At 72.5% G+C, this 21,191-nt stretch carries 17 protein-coding genes; 8 read left to right on the top strand and 9 right to left on the bottom strand.

Annotation, left to right across the window (positions count from 1 at the left end):
* Positions 1-205: 205 nt before the first annotated feature.
* On the bottom strand, positions 206-925 hold the full coding sequence (locus tag QRX60_RS33190; RefSeq protein WP_285995374.1) for a zf-HC2 domain-containing protein: 720 nt from the start codon (positions 923-925) through the stop codon (positions 206-208).
* Positions 926-966: 41 nt separating this feature from the next.
* Entirely contained in the window at positions 967-1,545 is a 579-nt protein-coding gene (locus QRX60_RS33195) for a sigma-70 family RNA polymerase sigma factor (protein ID WP_285995375.1), read from the bottom strand.
* Positions 1,546-1,689: 144 nt separating this feature from the next.
* On the opposite strand from QRX60_RS33195, the gene QRX60_RS33200 reads away from it, so the two are divergent.
* The 6 genes from QRX60_RS33200 (at position 1,690) to QRX60_RS33225 (ending at position 9,636) form a co-directional block, all read left to right on the top strand.
* Entirely contained in the window at positions 1,690-1,896 is a 207-nt protein-coding gene (locus QRX60_RS33200; protein WP_285995376.1) for a heavy-metal-associated domain-containing protein, read from the top strand.
* A complete protein-coding gene (locus QRX60_RS33205; protein WP_408630153.1) occupies positions 1,893-4,172 on the top strand; it encodes a heavy metal translocating P-type ATPase in 2,280 nt (759 codons plus the stop codon). Before QRX60_RS33200 ends, QRX60_RS33205 begins: the two co-directional genes overlap by 4 nt.
* A gap of 152 nt (positions 4,173-4,324) precedes the next feature.
* Entirely contained in the window at positions 4,325-5,248 is a 924-nt protein-coding gene (locus QRX60_RS33210) for an ABC transporter permease (RefSeq protein WP_285995377.1), read from the top strand.
* Positions 5,248-6,243 (top strand): ABC transporter permease, encoded by a 996-nt coding sequence (locus QRX60_RS33215; RefSeq protein WP_285995378.1) that lies wholly within the window; start codon positions 5,248-5,250, stop codon positions 6,241-6,243. The genes QRX60_RS33210 and QRX60_RS33215 overlap by 1 nt, the downstream gene beginning before the upstream one ends.
* Before the next feature lie 10 nt (positions 6,244-6,253).
* A complete protein-coding gene (locus tag QRX60_RS33220) occupies positions 6,254-7,930 on the top strand; it encodes an ABC transporter substrate-binding protein (RefSeq protein ID WP_285995379.1) in 1,677 nt (558 codons plus the stop codon).
* Complete coding sequence (locus QRX60_RS33225) at positions 7,927-9,636, top strand: ABC transporter ATP-binding protein (RefSeq protein ID WP_285995380.1); 1,710 nt, start codon at positions 7,927-7,929, stop codon at positions 9,634-9,636. The genes QRX60_RS33220 and QRX60_RS33225 overlap by 4 nt, the downstream gene beginning before the upstream one ends.
* 120 nt (positions 9,637-9,756) lie before the next feature.
* Here the strand turns inward: QRX60_RS33225 and QRX60_RS33230 are convergent, their stop codons facing one another.
* The 4 genes from QRX60_RS33230 to QRX60_RS33245 all read right to left on the bottom strand — a co-directional run bounded on the left by QRX60_RS33230 (position 9,757) and on the right by QRX60_RS33245 (position 13,546).
* On the bottom strand, positions 9,757-11,202 hold the full coding sequence (locus QRX60_RS33230; RefSeq protein ID WP_285995381.1) for a hypothetical protein: 1,446 nt from the start codon (positions 11,200-11,202) through the stop codon (positions 9,757-9,759).
* Positions 11,203-11,337: 135 nt separating this feature from the next.
* Positions 11,338-12,087: an ATP-binding protein gene (locus tag QRX60_RS33235; protein ID WP_285995382.1), complete on the bottom strand. Its 750-nt coding sequence runs from the start codon at positions 12,085-12,087 to the stop codon at positions 11,338-11,340.
* Between the two features lie 98 nt (positions 12,088-12,185).
* Positions 12,186-13,187 carry a methyltransferase domain-containing protein gene (locus QRX60_RS33240; RefSeq protein WP_285995383.1) on the bottom strand — a complete coding sequence of 334 codons (1,002 nt, stop codon included), beginning with the start codon at positions 13,185-13,187 and terminating at the stop codon, positions 12,186-12,188.
* Entirely contained in the window at positions 13,184-13,546 is a 363-nt protein-coding gene (locus QRX60_RS33245; RefSeq protein ID WP_285995384.1) for an ArsR/SmtB family transcription factor, read from the bottom strand. Before QRX60_RS33245 ends, QRX60_RS33240 begins: the two co-directional genes overlap by 4 nt.
* A 70-nt stretch (positions 13,547-13,616) precedes the next feature.
* On the opposite strand from QRX60_RS33245, the gene QRX60_RS33250 reads away from it, so the two are divergent.
* The gene (locus QRX60_RS33250; protein WP_285995385.1) at positions 13,617-14,081 is read left to right on the top strand and encodes an ArsI/CadI family heavy metal resistance metalloenzyme; all 465 of its coding nucleotides are present in this window, start codon (positions 13,617-13,619) and stop codon (positions 14,079-14,081) included.
* Between the two features lie 21 nt (positions 14,082-14,102).
* On the opposite strand, the gene QRX60_RS33255 is transcribed toward QRX60_RS33250, so the two are convergent.
* Positions 14,103-18,794 carry a DUF6531 domain-containing protein gene (locus QRX60_RS33255; protein ID WP_285995386.1) on the bottom strand — a complete coding sequence of 1,564 codons (4,692 nt, stop codon included), beginning with the start codon at positions 18,792-18,794 and terminating at the stop codon, positions 14,103-14,105.
* Positions 18,795-18,928: 134 nt separating this feature from the next.
* Positions 18,929-19,654, bottom strand: coding sequence for an SDR family NAD(P)-dependent oxidoreductase (locus QRX60_RS33260; RefSeq protein WP_285995387.1), 726 nt, complete (start codon positions 19,652-19,654; stop codon positions 18,929-18,931).
* Positions 19,655-19,718: 64 nt separating this feature from the next.
* Here QRX60_RS33260 and QRX60_RS33265 point away from each other — a divergent pair, with 64 nt between their 5' ends.
* Positions 19,719-20,156, top strand: coding sequence for a MarR family winged helix-turn-helix transcriptional regulator (locus QRX60_RS33265; RefSeq protein WP_285995388.1), 438 nt, complete (start codon positions 19,719-19,721; stop codon positions 20,154-20,156).
* Between the two features lie 8 nt (positions 20,157-20,164).
* Here QRX60_RS33265 and QRX60_RS33270 read toward each other — a convergent pair whose 3' ends face one another.
* Positions 20,165-21,100, bottom strand: a complete 936-nt coding sequence (locus tag QRX60_RS33270; RefSeq protein WP_285995389.1) for an acyl-ACP desaturase — start codon at positions 21,098-21,100, stop codon at positions 20,165-20,167.
* Between the last annotated feature and the right edge of the window lie 91 nt (positions 21,101-21,191).

The raw sequence follows: 21,191 nt of genomic DNA on the forward strand, positions 1-21,191 counted from the left end.
AGAGTCGGCTGCTGGCTGGTGCGGGCGCGTTGGGGTTCCGGGAGACTGTTCTCCGGCGTCTGGCCAGCTTTAGCGAGCGTCGGATGCGGGGTGGTGCAGGCGGGCTGTCCCCAAATCTGCTCTCAAGCCGCGCGGTGCTGGCTGGCCGGTCTTGGCAGAATCGGCCGCTGGCTGGCGCAGGCGCGTCGGGTCCGGGAGTCCGCTCTCAAGCTGCGCGGTGGCGGCTGGCCGGCCGTCGCGGGAACCGGCTGCGGACCGGCACGAGCGGTGCGGGCGCAGCGTGCTCCGCGAGCCGCACCTCGTCGTCCGTGCCGAGGGCGTCGGCGGTCAGCGGTGCCGGTGCCGGGCGGCGCCGGTGTTCGCGGTGGACCACCACCAGCAGCACCAGGCCGACCAGCAGCAGCCCGTGCGTCAGCAGGCGGCCCGGGCCGACCTGGCCGCCGGACGCGTCGATCACGGACGTCACCCCGAGCACGAGCGTGAAGCCGGCGAACAGCGGCAACTGCGCTCCGGCGGTCCGGGGGCGCAGCGCCGCCCACAGCAGCCCGATGCCCAGTGCGAGGTTCCAGGCCGCGCTTTCGTTGCTCAGGTGGACCGCGCCGGAGTGCGCGGCGTGGGCGTCCGCGGGCAGGAGGAACTCGGCGAACCCGAGTCCGGACTGGACGAGCCCGACCAGGGCCAGCGCGACCCGCGCCCCCCACTTCTCCCGGGACGGCAGCGGCGCCGTCGCGAGGATCGCGGCCGTGAGGTCGGGGACCTCGGGGGCCTGGCGCACCATCGAGCGGCGCAGCCGCCGGGCCTGGTCCTGCCAGGCCTGGCACGCGCCGCAGCCCTGCAGGTGGCGGTCCACCTCGGCTTCGGGCAGCGGGCCGGTCTCGCCGTCCATCGCGGCCGAGAGCGATTCCCGGAAAAGTGCGCAGTCCACGCGTAGATAGTCGCTCATGTGCCCGGCTTGGTTCCAGCGGATCAGCCGACGGCGGTGCGCCGGCGCCCAGGTGCGTCGGCCATCGCCGCGAGCAGGTCGTCGCGGGCACGGGCGACCCGCGAGCGGATCGTGCCGACCGGGCACCCGCACACCTCGGCGGCGTCCGCGTACGACAACCCGAGGGCCTGGGTCAGCACGAACGCGTCCCGCCGCTCCGGATCCAGCGCCCCGACCAGCTGGTCCAGGACCACCTGCTCCTCCAGCAGCGACCGCGTCGCCGGCTCGTCGCGCGCGGAGAGCGTCTGCCAGTCGGCCGCGGACACCGACCGCGGGCGGCAGCGGGCGGCGCGGATGTGGTCGGCGACGGCGCGGCGGGCGATCGAGAGCAGCCACGTGCGCGCCGACGAGTCACCCTTGAACCGGCTCAACGACCCCAGCGCCCGCAGGTAGGTCTCCTGGACGAGGTCGTCCGCGGTCTGCGCGTCGCCGAGGCTCGCCACGAACCGCCGGACGTGCGGCTGCGTGGCGCGCACGAAGTGTTCCAGAGCGACCTGGTCGCCGCGGCCGGCGAGCCGGGCCCAGCGCGTGATCTCGTCATCATCCGCACGAAGTGGCCTCACACCCGCTGATACGGCTCCGGGGCGAGAACGGTTGAAGATGATCTTGCCCGGAATCCGCCGGGAACCATCCGGGCCCGCCGGCCGACCTTGTTACGGCAAGGCCACTGCCCGATCTCGGGAAGGCCACGGCCGGAAGGCGAGACGATGACTCAGAGTACTTACGCTGTGACGGGGATGACCTGCGGCCACTGCGCGGCTTCGGTCCGCGAAGAACTCGGCGAGCTGCCCGGCGTCCGGGCGGTCGACGTCGACGTGCCGGCCGGCCGGGTCGTCGTCACCAGTGAATCGGCCCTGGTTCTCGAGCACGTCGAGAACGCGGTCCGGGTCGCGGGCTACCAGCTCGTCCGATGACCAGCGGGTACCTGCGCGACCCGGTCACCGCGCCCATCGCCGCGCCGCGGCCCGCGCGTGAGGTGGAGCTGGTGGTCGGCGGCATGACGTGCGGCTCGTGCGCCGCGCGGATCGAACGCAAGCTCAACCGCGTCGACGGCGTCCGCGCAACCGTCAACTACGCCACCGGGAAAGCCGCCGTCTCGGTCCCGGCGTCGCTCACGGTCGAGGACATCGTCGCGGCGGTCGAAAGCGCCGGCTACACCGCCCGGCCACCGGCGCCGGAACGGCCGGAACCGGTCGCCGATCCCGTGCGGCGGCGGCTGCTCGGGTCCGCCGTCCTCACGGTGCCGGTCATCGCGCTCGCGATGGTGCCCGTGCTGCAGTTCCCGGCCTGGCAATGGGTGTCGCTGGTGCTGGCCACGCCGGTCGTGGTGTGGGGCGCGGGGCCGCTGCACCGCGCGGCGTGGGCGAACCTGAAACACCGGACGGCGACGATGGACACCCTCGTCTCGATCGGGGTCGCCGCGGCCTGCCTCTGGTCGCTGTACGCGCTGCTGTTCGGCGGCGCGGGTGAAATCGGGATGCGGCACGAGTTCGCCTTCACCCTCGCCGCCGACCACGACGTCGACGGGATCTACTTCGAGGTCGCCACCGGCGTCACGCTGTTCATCCTGGCCGGCCGGTTCTTCGAAGCCCGGTCGCGGCGACGCGCCGGAGCCGCCTTGCGGGCGTTGCTCGACCTCGGCGCGAAGTCCGTCTCCGTGCTGCGCGACGGCCGCGAAGAACGCATCCCGATCGACGGACTGCGCGTCGGCGACCGGTTCGTCGTGCGCCCCGGCGAGAAGATCGCCACGGACGGCGTGGTCGAAGACGGCACGTCGGCCGTCGACCTGAGCCTCGTCACCGGGGAAGCGGTGCCCGTCGAGGTGACGGTGGGCGCCGAGGTCGTCGGCGCGACGGTGACCATGAGCGGCCGGCTGCTCGTGCGCGCCACCCGCGTCGGCGCCGACACCCGGCTGGCGCGGATCGCCGCCATGGTGGAGCGGGCCCAGAGCGGCAAGGCGGACGTGCAGCGGCTCGCCGACCGCGTCTCGGCGGTGTTCGTGCCGGTGGTGATGGCGCTTTCCTCGGCCACCTTGGTGTTCTGGCTCGTGTCCGGCGCGGGGACCGCGGCCGCGTTCACCGCCGCGGTCGCCGTGCTGATCATCGCCTGCCCGTGCGCCCTGGGCTTGGCGACGCCGACCGCGCTGCTCGTCGGTACCGGCCGCGGTGCCCAGCTCGGCGTGCTGGTGAAAGGCCCGGAGATGCTGGAGTCGACCCGGCGGGTCGACACCGTCGTGCTCGACAAGACCGGCACGGTGACCACGGGCAAGATGAGCCTGGCCGCGATCCGGACCGACGACGGCACCCCGCGCGACCTCGCGCTCCAGCTGGCCGGGGCGCTGGAAAACGCGTCCGAGCACCCGATCGCGGTCGCCGTCACCGCCGCGGCCGTCCAGCGGTTCGGCTGGGTGGGCCAGGTGCGGGAGTTCCGCACGGTGGCCGGGTTCGGCGTGCTCGGCCGCGTCGAGGGCCACCGCGTCGTCATCGGCCGTCCCGAACTGCTGCGGCGGCTGAACGTCCGGCTGCCGCAGTCGTTGCTGCGCGCGAAGGAACGGGCCGAGCAGGAGGGGAACACGGCGGTGATCCTCGCCTGGGACGGGCTGGCGCACGCGGTGCTGGTGGTCGCGGACAGCGTCAAGCCGACGTCGGCGCCCGCGGTGTTCCAGCTGCGCCGGCTCGGCTTGAACCCGGTGCTGCTGACCGGGGACAACGACACCGTGGCGCGCGCGATCGCCCGCGAAGCCGGGATCACCGACGTGATCGCCGGCGTGTCCCCGGAGCAGAAAGTCGAAGTGATCCAAGGGATGCAGGCCCAGGGCCGCGTCGTCGCGATGATCGGCGACGGCGTCAACGACGCGGCGGCGCTGGCGACGGCGGACCTGGGCCTGGCGATCGGCACGGGCACGGACGCGGCGATCGAGGCGAGCGACCTCACCCTGGTCCGCGGCGACCTGCTCGCGGCGGTGGACGCGATCCGGCTGAGCCGCCGCACCCTGGCGACGATCAAGGCGAACCTGTTCTGGGCACTGGCGTACAACGTGGCGGCGCTGCCGCTGGCCGCGGCGGGCCTGCTGAACCCGATGATCGCGGGCGCGGCGATGGCGATGTCGAGCTGCCTGGTGGTCTCGAACAGCCTGCGCCTGACGCGGTTCCGGGGGAGCGCGGCCGGACAGTCGGGGGTGCCCGCCTGACGCGTCCGCATCCTGGCCGAAAACCGAGATCAACCGGACATAAGGTCACTCCTGCGCGTTACTTGCCGTCCACATGATGAGACGGTGGATCGATCACGGGAAAAACTCCTTAAGGTCCGATCATCACTCGATCGGCTGAACCTTGAGGTGCTGTGTCCGCCCCCTCCCTCTCGCCACTCGCCGCGCGCTCCCTGCCCGCCGCCGTGTGGCGCGCCGTCCGGTCCGGGCGGTGGACGTCCACCTGCGCGCTGCTGGCCGTCCTGATCGTGCTGCTCGCCGCCGGTGCCGACCTGGTCGTCCTGGCCGAGGGGCAGAGCCTCACGCCGGACATCGCGACGCTCGGCCCGACCGGGCTGCCCGCGGGCACGCTCGGCGGGGTGAGCGGCGCGCACTGGTTCGGCGTCGAGCCCCTGACCGGCGTCGACCTCTTCGCGCTCGTCGCGCACGGCGCCCGGACGTCGCTGCTGGTCGGGCTGGGCGCCACCGTGCTGGCCACCGCGCTCGGCGTCGTGGTCGGGGTGAGCGCCGGCTACCTCGGCGGCTGGTGGGACCGGGTGGTCACCTGGACCGCCGACGTCATCCTCGGCTTCCCCTACCTGATCTTCATGATCGCGCTCGGCGCGGTCCTGCCGGTGGACTTCCCGCGGCAGATCACGCTGATCGTCGTCCTCGGGCTCTTCGGCTGGCCGCGCATCGCCCGCATCGTCCGGGCCCAGGCCCTGACGCTGGCCAAGCGCGACTTCGTCGCGGCGGCGCGGGCCGTCGGCGGCGGGCCGTGGCACGTGTTCACGAAGGAGCTGCTGCCCAACCTGTGGGCGCCGATCATCGTCGTCGCCAGCCTGTCCATCCCGTCGATGATCGGCAGCGAAGCGGCCCTGTCGTTCCTCGGCGTCGGCGTGCTGCCGCCCACCCCGAGCTGGGGCCGCACGATCAGCGCGGCCATCGACTTCTTCGAGACCGACCCGATGTACCTGGTCTTCCCCGGGCTGCTGCTGTTCCTGGTCACCCTGGCCTTCAACGTCGTCGGTGACGCGATCCGCGACACCCTCGACCCGCGGTCCGGGGGTGCTGCCTGATGCGCACCGCCCGCTTCGCCGCGACCCGCTTCGCCGGGATGCTGCTGGTCCTGCTCGTCGTCGCCTTCGTGACGTTCGTGGTGTTCTACGTCCTGCCCGCCGACCCGGCGCGGATGGCGTGCGGCCGCCCGTGCTCGCCGGAGAGCCTCGCGCTGGCGCGGGAGTTCATGGGCTACGACGTGCCGTGGTACCAGCAGTTCCTCGACTTCCTCGGCGGGATCTTCGGCGGCCGCACGTTCGGCACCGGTGCCGCCGCGATCCACTGCACCGCACCGTGCTTCGGCTACGACTTCCAGAACAACGTCGACGTCCTCGGCGAGATCGGCAGCCGGGTCGGGGTCAGCTTCTCGGTCGCGCTCGGCGCGGCCGCGATCTGGATCGTCGCCGGCGTCGGGCTCGGCGTGCTTTCCGCGCTGCGCCGCGGCACGGCCGTCGACCGGGTCACGATGGCCGCCGCGATGGCCGGCGTGTCCATGCCTGCCTACCTGGCCGGGATGATCGGGATCACGATCTTCGCGTTCGCCCTCGACGTCGTCCCGAAGAACGGGTACGTGCCGCTGACCGAGGATCCCGCGCAGTGGGCGTGGCACCTCGTGCTGCCGTGGTTCGTGCTGGCGTTCCTGCACGCGGCGATCTACGCCCGGCTCACCCGCGGCCAGATGCTCGAAACCCTCGGCGAGGACTACATCCGCACCGCGTGGGCGAAAGGCCTCACCGAGCGCAAGGTGGTGGGGCGGCACGCGCTGCGCAACGTGCTGCTGCCGGTGGTCACCGTGTTCGGCGTCGACCTCGGCTCGCTGCTGGCCGGGACGGTGATCACCGAACGGATCTTCGGCATGGCCGGGGTCGGCCGGCTGCTCGTCGACGCGATCTCGTCGCTCAACCTGCCGGTGCTCCTCGGCGTGACGCTGTTCTCCGCGCTGCTGGTCACGGTCCTGAACTTCCTGGTCGATCTCTGCTACGGCGCGCTCGATCCGCGAGCCCGCCTCGTCTGAAGGGGTAACGATGAAACGGGGACACTGGCTTGCCGCGGGGGTGACGGCCGCCGTCATGCTGCTGACGGCGTGCGGCGCCAACGACACACCGGCCTCCCAGGGCGGCACCGTCAAGCCGGGCGGGAACCTCGTCCTGCTCAACGACGCGCCGTCGATCACCTGGGACCCGGCGAAGAGCTCCAACCTCGTCGTCACCACGCTCGGGCTGATCCACCGGCGGCTGACGTCGTGGGACGTCGCGCCGGGCAAGGACACCACGATCGTGCCCGACCTGGCCACCGACACCGGCCGGCCGAGCGACGGCGGCAAGACCTGGACGTTCACCCTCAAGGACAACCTCAAGTACGCCGACGGCACGCCGATCAAGAGCGAGGACGTCAAGTGGGGCCTGGAGCGCTCGTTCGCGCCCGCGTTCTCCGGCGGCCTGGCCTACCACAAGGACCTGCTCTCGCCGGGCCTGGCGTACAAGGGCCCGTTCGACGGCGGCAAGGAGCTCGACACCATCCAGACGCCCGACGCGAAGACGATCGTCTTCCACCTCGCGCGTCCCTACGGTGACTGGAACTGGGTCGCGAGCACGCCCGCGTTCTCGCCGGTGCCCAAGGGCAAGGGCGCCGAGGCGAACTACAACGACCACCCGGTCGCCTCGGGTCCGTACCAGCTGCAGAGCTACGAGCGCGGCAAGTCCGCGAAGCTGGTCCGCAACCCGAACTGGAGCCGGGACGAGGACACCACGCGCAAGGCGTACGCCGACACCATCGACTTCGAGCTCGGCCAGGACACCAGCGTCATCTCCAAGCGGCTGATCGACGACACCGGCAAGGACCGCAACGCCTTCGGGATGTCGTTCGCCTCGCCCGCCCAGCTGGCCCAGATCCAGGGCAACGCGTCGGCGAAGGCGCGGCTCGTGACGTCGGAATCCGGTGCGCTGGCGTATCTTTCGCTCAACACCCAGCGCGGCACCCTGACCAACCCCGAGGTGCGCCAGGCGTTCCAGTACGCCGTGGACAAGGCCGCCTACCAGGTCGCGAGCGCGGGCAGCGCCCAGCTCGCCGGCGACGTCGCCACGACGCTGATCACCCCCGGCCTGCAGGGCCGCGAGCAGTACGACCTCTACCCGGCGCCGCCGTCGGGTGACCCGGCGAAGGCCAAGCAGCTGCTGGCCGAGGCGGGCTTCCCGAACGGCCTCGACGGGCTGGTCCTGGCCACGCACAACGAGAACGGCTACCCGGAGAAGGCCGCGGCGATCCAGGCCGCCCTGGCGCGGGCGAACATCAAGGTCACCATCAAGCCGCTCGACGAGGACACCTACACGTCCGAAGTGGACACCAAGGGCCTGTCGGACTACGACCTGACGCTCACCTCGTGGCAGCCGGACATCCCGTCGGCCAACGCGAACATCCAGCCGCTGTTCCAGTCGACCGAGATCGGCAACGGCGGGTACAACGAATCCCGCTACAACAACCCCGACGTCGACAAGCTGATCGCGGAGGCGCAGGCCACCGTCGACCCGGCCGAGGCCGGCAAGAAGTGGGCGGCGCTGGACAAGAAGATCCTCGCCGACTCGCCCGTCGTGCCGCTGATCTACACCCGCAACTCGTTCCTGCACGGGTCGGCCGTGGGCGACGTCCAGATCGGCCGGTTCCCGGCCTACGTCGACTACCGCAAGTTCGGGATCGTCCAGTGACCGGAGCCGGGCTCCTGCGGCTGCACGACGTCGCGGTCTCGTTCGGGGACGTCGAAGCCGTCCGCGGGGTCGGCTACGAGGTCCGCGCGGGCGAAGTCGTCGCGGTGGTCGGGGAGTCCGGCTCCGGCAAGACAGTCACCGCGATGTCCCTGCTCGGCCTGCTCCCGCCCACGGCGAAGGTGACCGGGCGCGCGGAGCTGGCCGGGCGGGACCTCTACGCGATGACCCCGGCCGAGCTGCGCGCGGTCCGCGGCGGCGAGGTCGGCATGGTGTTCCAGGAGCCGATGAGCGCGCTGAACCCGGTGTTCACCGTCGGCGACCAGCTCGTCGAAGCGATCCGGACACACCGGGAGCTGTCGGCCGCCGCGGCCCGGGACCGCGCCGTCGAGCTGCTCGGCCTGGTCGGGCTGCCCACGCCCCGCGAGCGCCTCCGGTCCTACCCGCACGAGCTGTCCGGCGGGCAGCTGCAGCGCGTCGTGATCGCGATGGCGGTGGCGAACGAGCCGAAGCTGCTGATCGCCGACGAGCCGACCACGGCCCTGGACGTCACCGTGCAGGCGGAGATCCTCGAGCTGCTGCGAGACCTGCGCTCGCGGCTGGGCACGGCGGTCCTGCTGATCACGCACGACATGGGCGTGGTCGCCGACCTGGCCGACCGCGTGGTGGTGATGCACGACGGGCTCGTCGTCGAGCAGGGCACGGCCGGCGAGATCTTCTCCGCGCCCGCCGAGGACTACACGCGACAGCTGCTCGGCTCGGTCGTCTCACTGTCCGGCACGGCGAACACGGGCCTCGAACGGGCGCTGTCCGCGGACATCGAGGTGGGCCCGGCCCACGTCGCGGCCGCGGAGCACCCCGCCTCGGCGTCGGTCCCGGACGTTCCCGCCGAGGCGCCGCTGCTGCGCGTGGCGGAGATGTCGGTGACCTACCGCGGCCGGTTCCGCGCGATCGCCGTCCGCGCCGCCGACGGGGTCAACCTGCACGTCGACGCGGGGGAGGTGCTCGGGCTCGTCGGGGAGTCCGGGTCGGGCAAGAGCACCGTCGCCCGCGCCGTCACCGGGCTGCTCGCGCCCACGGCGGGGTCCGTCCACATCGGAGACACGGACATCACCCGCGTGCGCGGCCGGGCGGCGAAGGCGTTGCGGCGCCGGGTCGGTGTCGTGTTCCAGGACCCGCTGTCCTCGCTCAACCCGCGGACGACGGTGGGGGAGAGCGTCGCGACCCCGCTGCGGCTGCACAAGGCCGTCCGTCCGTCCGAAGTGGACGGTCGGGTGGCGGAGCTGCTGTCGGCGGTTCAGCTCTCGCCGTCGCTGGCCGGGCGGTACCCCCACGAGTTGTCGGGGGGCCAGCGTCAGCGTGTGTGCATCGCGCGGGCCCTGGCGCTGCGTCCGGACCTGCTGGTGGCCGACGAGCCGACGAGCGCGCTCGACGTCACCATCCAGGCGAAGATCCTCGACCTGCTCCGCGACCTGCGCCACGAGTTCGGGTTCGCGTGCCTGTTCATCAGCCACGACCTGGCGGTGATCGAGCAGCTGGCCGACCGGGTGGCGGTGATGCACCGCGGGCACGTCGTCGAGCAGGGCCCGACGAAGGAGGTGCTCACGGCACCGGCCCACCCGTACACGCAGCGGCTGCTGTCGGCGGCGCCGGTGGCGGACCCGGAGGCCCAGCGCAGGCGCCGCGAAGCCTGGCGGCGGCTGCGCTGACCGGGGTGGTCACGGGAGCGTGAGGACCGCCCGGCAGCAGGTACACCGGGTGCGTGGAGATCGGCTCCGGCGGCACCCCCGACGACGCTGAGCCGGGTCTGGAGGCGCCGGGCCGCGGATTCACGCCCGCATCAGGATGAAGTCGCCGTGACCGCCGTAGCCGAGGACGTCTTCGGCGTACTGGGTGCCGTCGAAGGTGGGGAGCCACCAGCGGCCGCCGATCCGCACCAGCATCGGGTGCGGGATGTTGGTGCCGTACGGTGCGTTCAGCGTGCCCAGCTTGCGCAGCCGCAGGTCGTAGACCGGGTACTCGCGCGCGTTGCCGTCGCTGGCGAACAGGTACCACCGGCCGCCCACCCGTTGCAGGATGGTGCCTTCGGTCTGGCTGACCGACAGGTCCGCGCCCAGCAGCGTCAGGCCGTGGTCGTAGTCGGCGCCGCGGGGAGCGGCCGCCAGCGCGGGGTGGAACAGGAACGCGGGTTGCTGCGCCGGGCTTTCGACGAACCCGATGTGCCAGCGGCCGTCGATCTTCGTCAGCGCCGGGTCCCACGAACTCACCGTCGTGGGCAGCGGAAGCCGGGCGGTGGGCAGGACGTGCACGCCCGACAGCACGTCGGCGCGGGTCGTGGTGTGGCGCACGTGGACGCCGGTGAAGGCGAAGTCGCCCCAGGAGCTCATGAGCAGGATGAAGCGGTCGTGCTCGTCGTCGCGGACGATCTGGCCCGCGTGGTCGCCGAGCACGACGCCGTCGCGGGTGAAGAACAGGGCGGCCACCTGCTCCAGCTTCGACGGGTCGGCGAGGTCGAGCGTCCACACCGCCCAGTGCGCCTGCTGGAAGAAGCCGAGCCCGGCGTTGGTCATGGTCAGGTAGAGCTTGCCGTCGCGGATGTACGGCCGGCCGTCGGCGTACTGGACGACGTGGGGGTCGCGGACGCCGGCCTGGCCGAAGTAGCCGGCCCGCACCCGGCCCAGCCGCGCCGGGCCGCGGCTGCCGTAGGCGTACCCGAGCTTGCCCAGCACGGCGGGATCGCGGAGGTCGATCAGGGCGCGGACCCGGTCGCGCTCGGTCAGCAGCGGCCGCCAGCCCGATCCGGTGCCGGCCAGCACCGTGACCGCGTTTTCGTTGACCACCACGGCGAACCCGAACGGCGCCCGCAGGGCCGCCGGCGCGGTCTTGACCACCGTGGTGCCGGCCGGCGTGGTGATCTCGATGCCCGCCTGTCCCGCGGCGGCGTCGTAGGTGCCGAGCACCGAGACCTCGTCCCCGGCCAGCCCGGCGACGACGAAAGCGCTTTCCTCCGGCACCTCGACGGTCACCGTCCCGTAGGGCGCCTTCGGCCGCACACCGGTCTTGACGAGCGTGCCGGGCCGGGCCCTCGTGTCGACCTGGACGAACTTCGGCGCGATCAGGTCGAACGGCCGGAACTGCTCTTCGACGGTGAACTTCAGGTCCAGGGGGCTCGGGGCGGCCGCTTCGGCGGTCCCGGCGAACAGGCTCGCCGTCACGCCGGTCACCCCCAGCGCGGTGAGGCTGCGCAGCACGGCACGTCGATCGAAGTCGGTCACCCTTGACCTCCGGGGCGGGGACGGATCGGGGAACGCACGACAACGGGCCCGCCCAGTTTGCAACGTGGCACACCCGGTGGCAAGGGTGGCCGGTGCGGGTCGCCCGGACGCATCGGCCGCGCTGCCGCGACCGGCTCAGCCCGGCTCGCCGCAGCGCCGCTCGCTGGTGAGGACGGCCCAGACGACCTTGCCGCCGGACCACCGGGAGCTGCAGCCCCACTTTTCCGCCGAGCGCGCCACGATGTGCAAGCCCAGGCCGGCGGCGCCCGGTCGCGGCCGGGGGAGCAGCACGGCCGGGCGGGGATCGTCGTCGAGGACCGCGATGGTCAGCCGTCCGCGCCGCAGGTCCAGCCGCAGCGTGGCCGTGGAGGTGGTGTGCTGGGCCGCGTTGGTCGCGAGCTCGCCGGCGACGAGGATGCCGTCGTAGACGAACTGCGGGACTTCCCACTGCGCGCAGGCCTCGCGCACGGCCGCCCGCGCCATCGCGGACGCTTCGGGACCGCGGGGGAGGACCAGTTCGGCCTGCCGCCGCGAAGGTTTGCACAGCGCGCGTTCGGCACTGCCGACGTCCTCGCCGATCGCGACCTGGCGGTGGATCCCGTTTTCGCGCAGCGCCTGGGTCCGGCTCGCGGTGCCGGCCAGCGCGAACGGGATCCCCGGCCAGGTCCCGAGCCGCCGGGCGACCAGCCCGAACACACCCACCGGCGCGACGGCGTCGAGGTCGAGGCCGTCGATACCGGCGATCACGGCTTCCGGCTCGTCCGCCGCGACCTCCAGGAGACCGTCGCGCAGGCGCCGGTAGCTGCCCAGGTGCAGCCCCCCGGTCACGGTGACCAGTGTGTAGCGCGGCTGCGAGGCGACCTCGAAGTCGAGCGTGCCCAGCATCGTCTCTCCTCGGGCGAGCGGCAGTGCGGTCCCGGTACCCTCCACGCTAGGACCACGGCGCCGGATCCGACAGCCCCGCCACCCGCGTGCCCGCCCGATCAGGGCCGGGTGGCGCGGATGATCGCCGAATGGAGCCGGTCGCCCGCTTCGTGGGTGACGCGCACGTCCACGCCGACGAACCCGGCATCGCGCAGGAGTTCCCGGTAGCGGCCGGCGGTGAGCGCGCCGCCGAGGCATTCGACCGCGCCGGTGCGGACCGCGCCTTCGGCGTCGGTCAGGGTGTCGTCGGCCAGGATGTCGGTGATGCCGAGGCGGCCGCCGGGGCGCAGCACACGGGCGATCTCCGCGAACACGGCGGGCTTGTCGGACGAGAGCGCGATGACGCAGTCGGAGATGACGACGTCGGCCGAGGCGTCCGGCAGCGGGACGTCCTCGATCGTGCCCTTGACGAACTCGGCGTTGCGCACGCCGGCCCGCTCGGCGTGCCGGCGGGCGAGGACGAGCATGTCGTCGGTCATGTCGAGGCCGATGGCGCGCCCGGTGGGGCCGACGCGGCGGGCGGAGAGCAGGACGTCGAGGCCGCCGCCGGAACCGAGGTCGAGCACGGTCTCACCGGGGCGCAGGTCGGCGACGGCCAGCGGGTTGCCGCACCCGAGGCTGGTCGCGGCCACCTCCGCCGGGATCTCCTCGCCGGCGTAGTGGGCGGTACCGAGCCGGTCGGCGTCGGTGCGCAGGCCGGTTTCCTCCCCGGCGAGGGCTCGCCGGGCGGCAGTGGCGTAGCGGGCGCGGACGGCGTCGCGGTCGGGGTTCACCGGGCGGCCTCGCAGGAGACGTCGGCGAACTGCCGGACAGCGCGGCCCATGACGACGTCGGCGGCGGTCGGGGAGCACGACACGCACCGCTGGTTGACCCGGTAGAGCCGGGCGGTGCCGCGCGGGGGCGATGGGCAACGAGATCCCGTCGACCTGCACCGCGGACAACGCGGTGTTCAGCCCGGGCACCCAGCGGCCGGCCAGCAGCCCGGCGGTCATCGCGGCCGCGATCCACACCGGCAGGAGCCGGTCCGAAGGGGACAGGCCGCCGACGACGCGGGCGCTCATGCGGGGACGATCGCGTCGCCGGGGACCAGCACCGCCGACAGCCGGGCCAGCACCTCGGGGTGGATGCGGTAGTACACCCACGTCCCGCGGCGCTCACCGGTGATCAGGCCGGACTCGCGCAGCACCTTCAGGTGGTGGGAGATCGTCGGGCCGGTCAGGTCGAACGCGTCGGTCAGGTCGCACACGCACGCCTCGCCCCCGGCGTGGGACGCGATCAACGACAGCAACCGCAGCCGGACCGGGTCGGCCATCGCCTTGAACAGCTTCGACAGCTCGACGGCCTGGTCTTCGTTCAGCGGCTCGTGGGCCAGAGGGGAGCAGCAGGCGTCCAGCGCGACGACCGGAAGCTGTTTCGACATACCTCTATCTTGACAAGTATCTATTCAGAGGGCAATCTACTTAGACAGACATCTATTCAAGGAGGATGGGATGTCACGGGTACAGCTGGCCCTGCGGGTCGGGGACCTCGAAGGCTCGATCGACTTCTACTCGAAGCTGTTCGGTACCGAACCGGCCAAGCGCCGGCCCGGCTACGCCAACTTCGCCATCGCCGAACCCGCGCTCAAGCTCGTGCTCCTGGAGGGCGAGCCCGGCCAGGCCACCGTCATGGACCACCTCGGCGTCGAGGTCGAGTCCACCAGCCAGGTCAGCGCGGCGAGCAAGCGCCTGACGGGCGAGGGCCTCGAGACCTTGACCGAGGACGACACCACCTGCTGCTACGCGGTGCAGGACAAGGTGTGGGTGCACGGCCCGGGGCAGGAGCCCTGGGAGGTCTACACGGTCAAGGCCGACTCCGCGACCTTCGGTGCCGACAGCGCCGCCACGCCGGCGACTTGCTGCACTTCGGACGCGGAAGCGGGACCGGCTGCCCAGCCAGAGGGCTGTTGCTCCTGACCGTGCAGGCGCCTTGGCCGGTCAGGGCTTCTGGTACGGGCGCGTCCCGCCGGTCTCGGCGTTGTGCTCGGTGACCTTGATGCCGTTCTGCTCCAGCTTCGGGTACTCGATCTTGTCGAAGATGTTGTCGGGCCGGCGGTAGGGGTAGATGTCGCCGTTCGGGTTCGGGATCCCGGTGCTGGTCTCCCTCCCGGGCTTGTCCGGGAAGACGACGTGGGTGTCCGGCGTCGAGTTCTTCGCGAACGTTTCCGACGCGTGGTCCCACTTCTCCTTGACGAAGTTCTTCTGGTCGAGGTTGGACGTGCCGTGGTCGCCGTGCGACCAGTACCCCTTGCCCGGGTCCTTCATCATCTTGTCGTCGACCCAGCCGGGCATCTTCAGGTGGTTGTCGGCGACGAGACCCTCGAGGGTGTTGCCGCCGTGCTGCTTGGCGACCGAGTTCGCCTTGAACTCGATCGAGCCCAGGTACGGGTCGTCCGGCGCGCCGTGGCCCTGCTTGTACCCGCCGGACCAGAAGAAGTGCTTGTCGGCGCGCATCATCTGGTCCAGGTCGGGCTTGAACTTCTCCCACTCCTCGCGCGTCATGCGGTTCACGTCGACGCCGAGGTCGGGCTTCTTCGCCGGTGGCGGCTTGAGGTCCGGGTGCTGGTCGAAGTCGTCCGGGCGGGGCCGCTTCGTGCTCGAGGGCCCGCCGGTCTTGCCGCACGTGCCCACGAGCCCGAGCGGGTCGCCGGTGAGCAGCGGTTCGGTGACGTAGCCGACGGGGTCGGGCGCGGCGGCGAGCCCGAGCGGGTCCTGGCTGAGGTACCGCGCGGTTTCCGGGTCGTAGTAGCGGAACACGTTGTAGTGCAGCCCGGTTTCCTCGTCGCGGTGCTGCCCGGGGAACGCCAGCGGGACGGCCGCCCCGTCGGCACCGGGCAGCGGCGCGCCCCAGAAGCTGCTGCGGTCCCGCCAGACCAGCGCGCCCCGCGCGTCCAGCAGCTCGGTCGGCGTGCCCGCGGGCGAGGTGATCACGCAGTGGAACCGTTCCTCGGACGCGGTGCGCTCGACCTGCACGACCGGGCGGCCGTCGGCGGGATGGCGCTCCCAGGTGAGGATCCGGCGCGATCCGTCCGCGCCGGACTCGACGCGCTCCACGAGATCGAAGCCGCTCCAGAGGAACCGCGTGTCGGCGGCGAGCTCGGGTTCGCCGTCGGCGCCGGTGACCCAGCGCCGCTTGGCGAACCGGCGGCCCAGCGGGTCGTAGTGGTACGTCCAGCGCGCGCCGTCCGGGGTCCGCACGCCGCGCATCCGGTCCAGCTGGTCCCACGAGTAGGTCCAGGACCGCTCGCCGCGGTGCCGGCCGGTGACCCGGCCCTGCGCGTCGCCGGTGTATCGGGTGCCGCCCGCCGAGACCAGCGTGTTCCCGCGGTAGGTCCGCGGACCCGGCAGCGACGGCGAGTCGGCCGAGGTGACACTGCCCGCGGCGTCGCGGGCGAACCGCTCGACCCCGCCGGGTCCGCGCGCCTCGCCGACCCGGCCCGCGGGGTCGAACTCCAGCCGCCAGGTGTCCCCGACCGCGGCGAGCCTGCCGTCGGGCCGGTAGCCGTAGGTGCGCTGCCCGACGCCGGCGATCTCCTCCTCGGCGAGCCGGTCCTCCGCGTCGAACCGCCGCCGGAGCAGCACCGTCCCGTCGACGCCGCGGGCGACCTCGCGCCCGGCCGCGTCGTGCTCGAACCCGACGTCGTGCCCGGCGATCCGCAGCGAGCGCGGCAGGCCCGCGTCGTCGAAGGTCCATGCACTGTCCACACCGGACGAGGTGCGGCGGCGCAGGAGCGTTCCTTCGTAGCTCCAGGCCACGCCGAGCCCGTTGATCGTCTCGGCGATCACCCGGCCGCGCCCGTCCCGGACGATCTCCAGGCGGGACTCGGCGTTCTCGGCGAGGGCCAGCCGGCCCAGGGCGTCGTAGGCGTAGCGGGTGACGTCCTCGGCCGTCCGCCGTTCGACGACGTTGCCGAGGAGGTCGTAGGCGAACTCGGTGGGTTCGCCGAGGCCGTTGGTCATGCGCCGCAGCTGCCCGGCCTCGTCGTAGGCGTAGGTGAGCCGGCGGCCGTCGTAGTCGGTCTCCTCGACCAGACGCCCCGCCGGGTCGTAGGTGTAGCGCCAGGTGAGGCCCCGCGGGTTCGTCACCGCGGTGAGCCGCAGTTCGGTGTCGTAGCCGTAGGTCGTCCGCGCGCCCGCCGCGTCGATGTCGGCCACGGCGAGCCCGAACGGCCCGTACTGGCGGCGCCGCACGCCGCCTGCCGCGTCGCGGTACTCGACGACCTGCCCTTCCGCGTCGTGCAGCCAGGTTTCCCGGTCGCCGTGCGGGCCGATCCGCCAGGCGCGGCGGCCCTCGGCCGTCCAGCCCAGCCGGACCGCGCCGCCGGAGGCGGTGTGCACGAGCTGCGGCCGGCCGAACACGTCGCGGTCCCCGGGGCGCCCGTCGGTCGCCGGTGCGTCGGCGAGCGGGTCGGGCGCGGCTGCCGGATCGCCCGCCCCCGCGGCACCGGGCAGGACGGTGAACGGGTCGGCCGCGGGCACCACCCGGTGGACGGCGGCGTCGCCGTCGCCCACCTGCAGCCGCACCTCGCCCTCGGCCGCGGGTGCCGTCCGGACCACGGACCCGTCGGGGCGGATGACGGTGGCGAGCTCGCCGTCGCGGTAGTCGTACCGGGTTTCGCGGCCCAGTTCGTCCACTTGGGACAGCAGTTGGTCGTAGCGGCTCCAGGTGTAGCGCCGGGAGCCGCCCAGCGGGTCGATCCGTTCGACGAGCTGCCCGGCGTCGTTGAGCCGGTAGGTCCAGGTGTGGCCGAGCGCGTCGGTGTGCCGGGTGGCGCCGGGCTCGTAGGCGAACGTCGCGTTGTAGAAGCCGTTCGCCCCGACGGTGCGCACGCAGCGGCCGGCGGCGTCGTAGACGTAGCGGTACCAGGTGCCGGCGCGGTCCTGCCAGCCGACGAGCCGGTGCTCGAAGTCGTAGTCCAGCGTCATCGGGCGGCCCGCGAAGTCCGCGACGGTGGTCAGCTGGCCCAGCCGGTTGTAGCCGAACCGGACCAGCGGCGCGGCGTCGGGCGCGCCCAGGGCGACCACCCGGCCCTCGGCGGTGCCGATCCGGATCTCGACGCCGTCGTCGCGGCGCAGCGCGGTGGGCGTGCCGTCCGCGGCGTAGGCGATCTCGGTGCGGCTGCCGTTCTGCTCGATCGCCGTGAGCGCCGCGATCCGGCCGTTGCCGGTGAAGTGCAGTTCACGCTCGCCGGTGGAGAGCCGGTAGCCGCCGGGGGAGCGGTGCAGCGGGTGGCGCGGGCCTTCCAGCGGCAGCACGGGTCCGCCGGCGGGCACCGGGTAGACGAGGACCATGCCGTCCTCGGCGTGGAACCGGACGTGCTCGGGGCCGACCTCCAGCCGCTGGTCCAGGGTGGAGGCCCAGGACCGGCCGAACCAGCGGCCCGCGCGGTAGGCCGACAGGTGGGTGCGGGACAGCTCCAGGTCGCCCGCCTCGCTCGGCAGGGTCAGGTCGACCTGGGTCATCACGACCTCGCCGGTGGCGATGTCCACCGGGTCCCCGCAGTAGGTCTTCGAGTCCGACGGCAGGGCGCGGTCGCGCGGGCCGTCCCCCTTGGGGCCGCCCTTCGGCGTGCCCCCGCCGTCGGGCGCGCCCTTCGGGGTGCCCCCGGGCGGCGCCTCGACCTTCGGCGGCGGCGGGTCCGCCGGCGGGTCGGTCTTGGGTGGCGGGTCGCTCTTCGGGGGCGGGGTGTGGTCGCCGGAGGGTGTGGTCGAGTCGCCCTTCGCTCCCGAAGGTGTGGTGCTGTCCCCGCCCTTGGGCGTGGGCGGTGGGTCGGTCTTCGGCGGCGGGGCGTCCGGCCCGCCCTTGCCCTTGGGCCCGTCGAGGCCCTTGGGGTTGCCCTTGATGTCGATGCTCTTCGGCGGCGGCGCGGCCTTGCCCGGTTTGATGTTCTTGAGTGCCTTGGCGGCGTCGGAGAACAGGTCACCGGCTCGTTTGAGCAGCGGGATGAGTGCTTTCAGGGCGGTGACCAGCCGCTTGACCAGGTCGGCGATCTTCGACGCCGTTTTGGCGACCGCGTTGATGACCTGGGGCACGACCCAGGTCAGGCCGATGCCGAGGGTGAAGACGACCTGCAGTGCCCAGCTGATCAGGTGGCCGATGAGTTCGGCGATGATGTCGCGGACCAGCGCGCGGACCGCCGCGACGACTTCACCGGCGGTTTTGACGCCGCTGGAGGCGCCTTCGCAGCCCTTTTGCGCGGTCTCCAGCAGTGTCACGGTGTCCTGTGCGCGCTGCCGGTAGCTGTCTCCGCCGTTCCCGGTCCACGACGCGGTGTCGGTCTTGACCATGCCGGTCAGGTCTTCGCCGACGCTGCCCAGTTCGGTGGCGATGTTCTTCCAGGTCTCCGACTGGGCGGCGATCTCGTCGGCGTTGCCGGTCAGGCCGTTGAGGGCTTCCTTGAGCGGGCCGACGTGCTCGATCAACCAGCCGACGCCGGCGGCGAGGATCGCGCCGAACGGGTCCATCGCCATCGACAGGGCGTCCAGCGCGGTGCCGACGGCGCCGAGCGCGACCGAGGCCCAGTCGCCGCTTTCGATCGCCGACTTCAGGTCGTTCGCCGACTCCAGCAGCGACACACCCGAGTACGCCTTGGTCGAGTCCTTGGTCTCCGCGACCAGCGGGTTGCCCACTCCGCGACCTTTCTGACGTCCCGGCGAACTTTCCTGGAACTTTCAAGCAAGCCTGGACGAAAACTAGCAGCGCGTGGTGGGTGCCGGGATGAGCTGCCCGAAAATCCGGCGATCCCTGTCCCGGGCGGGCAACGTCACCGCACGGGCCGGCCGTCGAGGAAGAAGCCGCCGGTGGGGCCGTCGGCGGGCAGGGTCGCGGCCCAGACGATGCCGAGCGCGGCCTCCGCGGGTGAGCGGTCGTCGGCGTCGTCGCCGCGCTCGGGGTGGGTGGCGACCGAGCCGGGGTCGACGGCGTTGACCAGGATGCCCGTGTCGCGCAGTTCGGCGGCGAGGGACGCGGTGAGGGCGTTGAGGGCGTACTTGGCCAGCGAATACCCGGGCGACCGGACGCCCCGGGTCGCGGCGGTGAACTGCGCGACGGCCGCGCTGGAGACAGCGACGATCCGGGCGGCCGGGGCGGCTCGCAGCAGCGGCAGGCACGCCTGGACCAGGGCCCAAGCGCCGAGGACGTCGACCGCGTAGGCGGTACTGGCCTCGGCCAGGTCCGCGTCGAGCACGGACGTCGTGGCGAAGTCGGGCATGGCGGCCGCGTTGTTGACCAGCACGTCGAGCCGGCCGGCGGTGGTGCGGACGAACTCGGCGCAGGCCGCGACGTCCGCCGGGTCCGTGACGTCGAGCCGCACCGCGTCCGCGGAGAGTCCTTCGGCGCCGAGCTTCGCGGCCAGCGCGCGCGTCCGGTCGAGGTCCCGGCCGGCGAGCACGGCGTGGTAGCCGCGGGTGGCGAGCTCACGGGCGACGGCGAACCCGAGGCCCTGAGGGCGGCTCGCGCCGGTGACGAGGGCGGTCTCGGTTTCGTTCATGACTCATACTGTAGGGATCTCCTACAATTGAGCCAACCCGCTTTTCCGCGGTAGGGTCGTGGCCATGACCGACCGGCCCCGGGCGCTGCTGCGCTGGCCCACCTACGTGATGGGGCAGCTGCACCGCACCGGTGTCGGCCGCATCGACGAGGCGCTGGCCGGGACCGGCCTGGCCCTGCGCGACTACTACGTCCTGGTCTGCGTCGGCGAGTTCGGCCCGCTGGCCCAGCAGCGCGTCGCCGACCGGCTCGGCCTCGACCGCAGCGACCTGGTGAAGGTGCTCGACCGTCTCGAAGCCGCGGGCTGGGTGCTGCGGGAACGCGACACCGAGGACCGGCGCCGGCACGTCCTCACCCTGACCGAGGCCGGCCGGACCGCGGTCGCGCAGGTCGAGGAGGTCTCGGCCGCGGTCACCGGCGAGCTGCTCTCCGAGCTGAGCCCGCGGGAACAGGAGACCCTGCACCGCTTGCTGCTCAAGGCTTTCGGAGAGCCGCCCGCCTGACGCGCCGCTCAGCCGTTCTTGAGCTTTTCCCGGCGCGCGGCCGCGGCGTCGCGGCGTTCTTCGAAGCGGGCCGCCTGGGCGTCGAGGGTCTTGAGGAAGGCCGCCAGCTCGTCGCGGGCGGCTTCGCCCACCGGGCCGAGGCCGGTCAGGTCGAACACCTTCCAGTAGCGCAGCAGCGGCAGGACGACGTCGTCGTGGTGGATCCGCAGGTCGTAGATGCCGGCCTTGGCGATCAGCGCCGCCTTCCTGGCGAAACTGGGGATCACCGCGCCCGGCATCGCGAACGACACGACCTCGTCGGTGATCGCGCGCATCATGGCGTCGGGGGAGATCTCCAGCGAGGCCTTCACCAGGTTGCGGTAGAAGACCATGTGGAGGTTCTCGTCCGTGGACACCCGGGCCAGCAGCCGTTCGGCCAGCGGGTCCTGCGTGTAGCGGCCGGTGTTGCGGTGCGAGATCCGGGTGGCCAGCTCCTGGAACGAGACGTAGGCGCACACCTGGAGCAGCGGCTTGTCGCCGGTGTCGTAGCCCGCCTGCATCGTCTCCATCCGCATGCGTTCCAGCTCGACGGGGTCGACGGCGCGGGTCACCAGCAGGTAGTCGCGGATGCAGATGCCGTGCCGGCCCTCTTCGGCCGTCCACCGGTGGACCCAGGTGCCCCACGCGCCGTCGCGGCCGAACGCGCGCTCGATCTCGCGGTGGTAGCTGGGGAGGTTGTCCTCGGTGAGGAGGTTGACCTCCAGCGCCGTCCGCGCGATCGGGGTGACCCGGGACTGCTCGGGGTCCCACGCCTCACCGCCGAGCTCGGCGAAGTCGCGCCCTTGGCTCCAGGGGACGTACTCGTGCGGCATCCACTCCTGGGCGGCGGCGAGGTGCCGGTTGAGGTTCTCTTCGACCGTCCCTTCCAGCTCGAACAACAGGCGCGTGCTTTCGGGAACCGGCATAAGGTCGTCCTTCCATACCTACGCGACCGTAACTTACGGTGCCGTAGGTACTGTGAACGGACGCGGGGCCCGAGTGGTTCCCGCGGGTGGT

The organism is Amycolatopsis mongoliensis (genome assembly GCF_030285665.1).
Classification (GTDB): domain Bacteria; phylum Actinomycetota; class Actinomycetes; order Mycobacteriales; family Pseudonocardiaceae; genus Amycolatopsis; species Amycolatopsis mongoliensis.